Source organism: Ruegeria halocynthiae, assembly GCF_900106805.1.
GTDB lineage: Bacteria > Pseudomonadota > Alphaproteobacteria > Rhodobacterales > Rhodobacteraceae > Ruegeria > Ruegeria halocynthiae.
Map to the genome: position 1 here is coordinate 1 of NZ_FNNP01000022.1, position 7,001 is coordinate 7,001.

The window sequence follows — 7,001 nt, forward strand, 5'->3', positions numbered from 1 at the left end:
CCTGAGCGGGTTACGGTGAGGCGGGTTGTGTTCACTTCTTCGGGTGGGGATTCGATCAGCTTTTCCAAACCCACGCTATATCCACGGGCAAGCCTCAGTAGATTCTCAAAACTTGGGGAAACTTTACCGTTTTCGACCTTGTAAATCGTCGAAACAGCTAACCCGGTTTTCTCCGATGCCTGCTCGAGAGTCATACCTTCACTAACTCGCAAGCTTTTGACTCTGCTCCCTAATTCACTTCGGATGCGTGCTTTTTCATCTTCATCCATGAAAGGGGAAACGATGTTTGTTTCCTTGGAGGGAAGGGTTTTGGTTGATTTAGTCATGATTTTTCTTATTTTACCAAAAATTTACTTCTAGCTTAGATTTGGGGCGTTCAGACGAAACTATGCATGAGCTACGCAAAAAGCACCAGAGGGTCGCAGTGATTGGTGCAGGAGTGGTCGGTGTAGCAACCGCCTATCATCTTGCACAACAAGGTCACCAAGTGCTGGTTCTGGATCAGGCCAGCACACCGGCGGCAATGTGCAGCTTTGCCAATGCCGGGATTATCGCAGTGGGTCACGCTTCAAGCTGGGCAGGTCCGGCAGCCCCTCGGCAATTATTACGTGCGGTCTTGGGCCAAGAGCCCAGTGTTAAACTCTCGCGGTGTATGGATGCGGATATGTGGAGATGGGGACTGAAGTTTCTCCGCAATTGCACAACCATCTCACATCGCCGGAATTCTGACGCCATGGCCATGTTATCGCGTCACGGGCGGGACGCCTTACAACAAATGGAAGCGAAGGTTGGGCTGACCTTCGATCAATCCCATGACGGAGTGTATTACCTTTACACCTCATCCACGCAGTACGCCGCACGGCTGAAAGGTAACACCGGAGCGGATACCGGTTTCACGCCCCATGATGCTGCGACACTGATGAAGTTGGATCCAGCATTGCGCGCTTTTGACGGCAGGTTGCAAGGCGGATTGATTTCCAGCGTCGACAGTAAGGGGGATTGCCAAAAGTTCACTACAGGGCTCGTGGAGTGGTTGACAGCGAAAGGCAACGTTTCATTTCACTTCGGCACAACTGTCACGGGGTTTGCCTCCCGTGGTATGGATGTCAGTGCAGTGCTGACCGATAAAGGTCGTTTTGCCTGCGATCATGTGGTTATTGCCGCTGGCACGGAAACCCCCAAACTGACAGCCTCGTTTGGTGTCCGGCCTTTGATCTATCCTGTCAAAGGCTATTCGGCGACCTATCCAATTCTGGATGCCAGCCGCATTCCCGTCCGTCCGTTCATAGATGAAACAAGCCTGCTCGCGGTCACCCGGCTTGGGGATCGTCTGCGCGTGACCGCGATAGCAGAGTTTGCGGGCTACGACCGAACCGTCACCGCGGATCGTGTGGCCTATCTCGACACTTATGTGGATCAGCATTTCTCCGGCGCGGTGGATGTGGCCCAGGCGGAACATTGGGCGGGCTTGCGTCCAACCACCCCAAGTGGCCGGCCATATCTAGGCCGATTGCGTCAGACTTCGAATGTTTGGCTGAATGCCGGTCACGGCCAGTTGGGCTGGACCATGGCTGCAGGCGCAGGCGAGATCATGGCCGCGATGATATCTGGCAACCCTAACAATGCCGCACAGGTTTCTGAAACCGCGCACTGGCTGACAGCCTCTTAAAAAACCAGGGACAAACTCATGAAAATTCTCGACCTACCTGCAACGCGTGACGCATTGCCTTACAAAGACCTAATCGATGCGTTGGAAGAGGGGTTTCGGGGAGATTATGACGCCCCTTTGCGCCACCACCACTACCTGAAAAACGAGGCGGCCGAGGACGATGTGCTGCTGCTGATGCCCGCGTGGCGCAACGAGGGGTATGGTGGCATCAAGCTGGTTAATGTTGTGCCCGGCAATGCAAAACGGGGGCGGGCTGCGCTGTCGTCCAGCTACGTTCTGTTTGATCGCGAAACAGGTGAGCATCTGCTGATTGCGGATGGAGGCGAGTTGACGGCACGCCGAACGGCAGCTGCCTCTGCCCTTGCTGCTCGCCGGTTGGCCCGACCCGAAAGCGCCACCCATCTTATCGTTGGTGCTGGCCGTGTTGGATTCAATCTCGCGCTTGCCTATCGCGAGGTTTTGCCAATTACCCGCACGCTTGTATTCGACATCAACCCCGATAATGCCGCGCGCATGGTGGGGTCATTGGCCGAGGAAGGTATCGCAGCCGAAGTTGTTGAAAGCGTTCAACAAGCAACGGCTGAGGCGGACGTGATTTCCTGCGCTACATTGGCACGTACCCCCGTGCTGCTTGGAGAATGGTTGCGTCCCGGCCAGCATGTGGACCTGATCGGCAGTTTCACCCCCGAGATGCGCGAAGTGGATGACGCTGCTGTGAGCCGGGCTTCTGTCTATGTCGACACCCAAGATGCGCTTGTTGAAAGCGGCGATATCAAGACGCCTCTTGAAACAGGGGTGCTGCAAAGCTCGGACATTCTGGCGACGTTGAAGGAGCTTTGCGACAGCGGGAAATTTCCGCGCCGGTGCGCTGAAGAAATCACTCTTTTCAAAGGTGTCGGCACGGCCATCGAGGATCTGTCAGCCGCTATTCTGGCATTGAAATCGACATCCTGATCACCGGGTTCAGCTGCTCGTAGCCGGGTCTGTTGCCTTGCGCAAATCAGACCGATCACAGCTGCACCCTTCTACTCGAGTTTCTAAATGGGAGAGGACCCACAATGTCACTACAACCAACTGAGGCGCATCCACCAATCGGACTGGCGCTGGTTCCGATAGTGCTCACACTTGCACTGCTGGGCGTGCAAATTTTTTACTTTGGTGATTTTACGCCTCATATTCCTCTGGCCATCGGGATCGCTTTGACGTCGATAGTTGGCCTGATGACCGGACTGACGTGGGATCAGGTCGAAAAGGGCGTGTTTCACGTAATCGCCGTGTCCTTCCCAGCGGTTTCTGTACTGTTGCTGGTTGGTATGATCGTGGGAACCTGGATCGCTGCGGGTACGGTTCCGACTTTGATCTATTATGGCCTGGCACTTCTGTCGCCTCAGATGTTTTTGGCTGCCGGCATGTTGTTGTGCTCCATAGTCTCTCTGGCGTTGGGGACCTCGTGGGGGACCGTGGGCACGGTAGGTCTGGCCTTGATGGGTATCGGCGAAGGCTTTGGAATTCCCGCTTACTGGACAGCGGCGGCCGTGGTTTCAGGCGCTTTCTTCGGCGACAAGATCTCGCCCTTGTCAGACACGACCAATCTGGCTCCCGCAGTGACTGACACCAACCTGTTTGACCACATTCGCAACATGCTGCCGACTACAGTTCCGGCGATGCTGATTGCTTTGGTGATCTACTTTGTGGTTGGCTTCAATTTTGGCGATGGAGTGCCGTCCTTTGAGCGCATTGAAGCATTCAAAGCTGCGCTTGAAAGCTCGTTCAACCTTTCGCCCTGGCTGATGCTGCCTGCGCTTTTGGTTGTGGGGCTTGCGGTACTGAAGATGCCTGCGATCCCTTCGTTGTTTATTGGTGTAGTGCTGGCATCCATGATGGCGATATTTGTTCAGGGCGCGTCAATCCACGATGTCTTCACCTACGCAAACTATGGCTATTCGGTTGAAACCGGGGTTGAAGCCATGGACAAGCTGATGAACCGTGGTGGTATTCAGTCGATGATGTGGACAATTTCCCTGATCCTGATCGCGCTTGGGTTTGGTGGCGCGTTGGAGCGGACCGGCTGTCTTGCCGCCATCATTTCGGTTTTGACCAAACGGGTGAAAAGCTTTGCTGGCGTGCAAACCTCGGCGATCCTGACATCGGTTGCGACAAACACAGTGGCCGGAGATCCCTATCTGTCCATCGCGTTGCCCGGCCGCATGTTCCGGCCTGTCTATGATCGCATCGGTTATTCGCGCCTAAATCTTGCGCGCGCGACCGAAGAGGGGGGCACAATCATCTCGCCGCTGATTCCGTGGAATGCAGGAGGCGCTTTTGTGATCACCGCACTTGGCCTGTCGATTTCTGATGGCAACCTTGAGAACCTGCTTTACATCCCGCTGTCCTTTGCCTGTTGGCTGGCACCGGTGATTGGCATTTTCTACGCTTGGGTCGGGTGGTTTTCACCAAAAGCCGAAGAAGAAGAAACTGTACTCTCAGCTGAAGTTGCCAAAGCTTAACTGGCAGAAATCAGTACCGTCCCCGAAAAGGGGGCGGTACATTGCGATGACCGCTACTGGTGTTTTTCCCACACTGGCGTTCTCCCAATCTGATCAACCAAGTAGTCAATGAACACTCGAACTTTGGCGGTCAGAACGTTGGACTTGGGATACACAAGCCACAACACAGACTGGTCATCGACATCGAACTCCGGCAGCACTCTGACGAGTGCTCCTTCTCTAATCTCTCGATGAACACTCCACATGGAGTTCATGGAAATTCCAGCCCCCGCCACTGTTGCGGCTTTTTGGCTAATCCCATCGTTGAGGACAAGCCGACAATCCGCCGATTGCGGCTCAAAGACGCCTGCCGTACCATCAGCCGCTATCAATTTCCGCGTTGACTGATCCTGAAACCCGATGAGCGCATGAGTTGAAAGATCATCTGGATCTTGCGGTGCTCCGTGACGTTTGAGATAGCTTGGCGAAGCACAAAGTATACGCCGGTCGTCTGCAAGTTTCCGCGCCTTGTGACTAGAATCCACCATTGCAGAATTGCGCAACGCCAGATCGAAGCTGCCTTCGATCAGCCCAACAATACTATCGGACAACTGTAAATCCAGATTCAGGCTCGGATACATGTCCAGAAATTCCGGCAATATGGGCGCGATGTATATTTGCGCAAAGCTGCTGGGAGCTGTAAACCGCAATGTCCCGCTGACTTCTGAGGTTTCCAACCCTAATGCCACCCGGGCAGCCCTTTCTTGTGCGAGCAGTTCGCGTGCAAAGGGGAGAAACTCTGCACCTTCGGTTGAGAGGCTGACCTTGCGCGTTGATCGGTGCAGCAGATCCGATCCAAGGTTTCTTTCCAGTTTGGCAAGTCTCGCGCTGGCGACCGCAGGGGCCAACCCAAGGCTGCGGCCCGCTTCACTAATGTTCAGTTTCTCCGCGGCACGGACAAAAAGGCGAACGCTTTCAAGATCCATTATTATATCCGATATCCGAATTCTGAACTTAAATTTTGCCCATTTTTATTTGAAATTGAAGGTTTAATTTTGACATCAATCGCAAACAGGAGAATTTTCATGCCTTACGACGACTTCACAACATTTAACGTAACGACCCAAGGTGGCGTTGCCTGGGTGACCTTCGACTACCCACCGGTCAACATTCAGGGTCTGCCGATGTTGGCAGACCTGAACAAATTGGCCTATGAGCTGGAACAAGACCGCGACGTCAAAGTTGTGGTTTTCAAGTCGGCGCATCCAGAGATTTTTGTGGCCCACGCTGACACGAACTTCCTCAAAGACATGTCAACGACGGCAGTAGCGCGGGAAGACGTTGAATTACTGGATCTACAAGTCACACTTGACCGTATCAGTAAACTTCCGCAGGCGACCATTGCCCAGATTGAAGGGTTCGCCCGCGGGGGCGGTCACGAGTTTGCCCTAGCCTGCGATATGCGTTTTGCCGCGCGTGGCAAAGCCAAATTCATGCAAATGGAAGTTGGCATGGGCATTCTGCCCTGCGGCGGCGGTGCGTCACGCATGGCCCGGCAGGTCGGTCTGGGCCGCGCGCTCGAGATCGTTCTGGGCGCCGAGGATTTCGATGCCGACAAGGCCGAAGCCTACGGCACGATCAACAAAGCACTAGACGCGAACGAAATCGCGGACCATGTTGCCGCGCTTGCCAATCGTATTGCCCAATTCCCGGCAGATTCCATTCAGGCATGCAAAGCAACGGTCTACACCTCAATCGACTTGCCTATCGCTGAGGCACTCAAGGAAGAGGCCTATTGGCTCTATCAATCCATGAGCAAAACACCAGCGCAAAAGCGGTTTCAATATGCCGACGACAATGGGGCCCAGTTCGATATGGACAACCAGCGCGCCTGGAACGATCTGGTAATCGGCATTCAGGATGTGAGATGAGCACCGCAAACTACCGGAAAACTGTTACGGCTTTCTTTGACCGGTTCAGCGCGGGTGACAGTGATGGGGTTCTGGCCCTTCTGGATGATGCCGCGAGTTGGAAGGTTATGGGTCGCGATGGCGCGCTGCCTATCTCCGGGGAGATGAACAAGGAGGGTGTCGCCGGTCTGATGTCGACGGTTGCCCAGGCATTTCCTCAAGGCATGACTCTCACTCCTTCTGGATGGACATCTGAAGGGGAACGGGTGGCTGTCGAGGTGGAGTCCTACGGCGTCAAAGCTGATGGGCTGATCTACAACAACCTTTACCATTTCCTGTTTGTGTTCTGCGGAGAACGGATCGTCTTAATTCGGGAATACATGGATACTCTCCATGTGAAATCGGTGTTCATCGACGGTTAACCCGGCCGCCCCCCTCTCTCGATGAAACATCAAACCGTGCCAGGCCAAAGATTGGCCTGGCACAAGGAAGATATCGTTAAACCAAACAGTCAATCTGCCCTGTGAAACCATCGTTTCAAGATCGGCGGATCAGAGCTTTACCGGAGTTTCCAATGCAACCGACTGGAAGTGTCAACTATCACGTACACAGCGACACCCGGCAGGCTTTTCACATCGACGCCGGAGGGGTCACCGGAAAGCTGATCTCACCCGAACTTGTCGCGACCGTCATTGACGTGAAGGATGTGTGCATGGGCGATGCAGCCGTTAGATTTGCCGTCGACAGCGTCGGCTTTCTGCGCGCGCCGACAAAGGTGACTAATTTCACCGCAGGCGAACTGTGGAAAGCGGATTATGACCGTGAACTGACCGATCTTCTCTGTCCGTCGTCAGGGATTTTGGGACAGATGGCGGCGTGAGCTAAGAGAGGGTCTGGCTCATCTGGTTCATGTGATTATGCGGCGGATTTGCGGTG

At 54.3% G+C, this 7,001-nt stretch carries 8 protein-coding genes; 6 read left to right on the forward strand and 2 right to left on the reverse strand.

Annotated elements, in window-relative coordinates:
* Window positions 1-326: helix-turn-helix domain-containing protein (locus tag BLU89_RS20805; RefSeq protein WP_143030650.1), on the reverse strand; the 326-nt coding region annotated here is incomplete at its 3' end.
* A gap of 62 nt (window positions 327-388) precedes the next feature.
* On the opposite strand from BLU89_RS20805, the gene BLU89_RS20810 reads away from it, so the two are divergent.
* The 3 genes from BLU89_RS20810 to nhaC all read left to right on the forward strand — a co-directional run bounded on the left by BLU89_RS20810 (window position 389) and on the right by nhaC (window position 4,176).
* Window positions 389-1,669, forward strand: a complete 1,281-nt coding sequence (locus tag BLU89_RS20810) for a D-amino acid dehydrogenase (RefSeq protein ID WP_074739631.1) — start codon at window positions 389-391, stop codon at window positions 1,667-1,669.
* Window positions 1,670-1,687: 18 nt separating this feature from the next.
* On the forward strand, window positions 1,688-2,623 hold the full coding sequence (gene lhpI, locus BLU89_RS20815) for a bifunctional Delta(1)-pyrroline-2-carboxylate/Delta(1)-piperideine-2-carboxylate reductase (RefSeq protein WP_074739633.1): 936 nt from the start codon (window positions 1,688-1,690) through the stop codon (window positions 2,621-2,623).
* A gap of 104 nt (window positions 2,624-2,727) precedes the next feature.
* A complete protein-coding gene (gene nhaC / locus BLU89_RS20820) occupies window positions 2,728-4,176 on the forward strand; it encodes a Na+/H+ antiporter NhaC (protein WP_074739635.1) in 1,449 nt (482 codons plus the stop codon).
* A gap of 53 nt (window positions 4,177-4,229) precedes the next feature.
* On the opposite strand, the gene BLU89_RS20825 is transcribed toward nhaC, so the two are convergent.
* The gene (locus BLU89_RS20825) at window positions 4,230-5,141 is read right to left on the reverse strand and encodes a LysR family transcriptional regulator (RefSeq protein ID WP_074739637.1); all 912 of its coding nucleotides are present in this window, start codon (window positions 5,139-5,141) and stop codon (window positions 4,230-4,232) included.
* Between the two features lie 99 nt (window positions 5,142-5,240).
* Between BLU89_RS20825 and BLU89_RS20830 the strand changes: the two genes are divergently transcribed.
* From BLU89_RS20830 to BLU89_RS20840, 3 genes are all read left to right on the forward strand, one after another.
* Window positions 5,241-6,086: an enoyl-CoA hydratase/isomerase family protein gene (locus tag BLU89_RS20830; RefSeq protein WP_074739639.1), complete on the forward strand. Its 846-nt coding sequence runs from the start codon at window positions 5,241-5,243 to the stop codon at window positions 6,084-6,086.
* The gene (locus BLU89_RS20835) at window positions 6,083-6,487 is read left to right on the forward strand and encodes a nuclear transport factor 2 family protein (RefSeq protein WP_074739641.1); all 405 of its coding nucleotides are present in this window, start codon (window positions 6,083-6,085) and stop codon (window positions 6,485-6,487) included. Before BLU89_RS20830 ends, BLU89_RS20835 begins: the two co-directional genes overlap by 4 nt.
* 152 nt (window positions 6,488-6,639) lie before the next feature.
* Window positions 6,640-6,945: a tryptophan 7-halogenase gene (locus tag BLU89_RS20840; protein ID WP_074739643.1), complete on the forward strand. Its 306-nt coding sequence runs from the start codon at window positions 6,640-6,642 to the stop codon at window positions 6,943-6,945.
* Window positions 6,946-7,001 lie beyond the last annotated feature (56 nt).

Bases quoted from the DNA above. Each gene is read 5' to 3' on its own strand.
- BLU89_RS20810 (WP_074739631.1), top strand. From the start codon at position 389: ATGCATGAGCTACGCAAAAAGCACCAGAGGGTCGCAGTGATTGGTGCA.
- lhpI (WP_074739633.1), top strand. From the start codon at position 1,688: ATGAAAATTCTCGACCTACCTGCAACGCGTGACGCATTGCCTTACAAA.
- nhaC (WP_074739635.1), top strand. From the start codon at position 2,728: ATGTCACTACAACCAACTGAGGCGCATCCACCAATCGGACTGGCGCTG.
- BLU89_RS20825 (WP_074739637.1), bottom strand. From the start codon at position 5,141: ATGGATCTTGAAAGCGTTCGCCTTTTTGTCCGTGCCGCGGAGAAACTG.
- BLU89_RS20830 (WP_074739639.1), top strand. From the start codon at position 5,241: ATGCCTTACGACGACTTCACAACATTTAACGTAACGACCCAAGGTGGC.
- BLU89_RS20835 (WP_074739641.1), top strand. From the start codon at position 6,083: ATGAGCACCGCAAACTACCGGAAAACTGTTACGGCTTTCTTTGACCGG.
- BLU89_RS20840 (WP_074739643.1), top strand. From the start codon at position 6,640: ATGCAACCGACTGGAAGTGTCAACTATCACGTACACAGCGACACCCGG.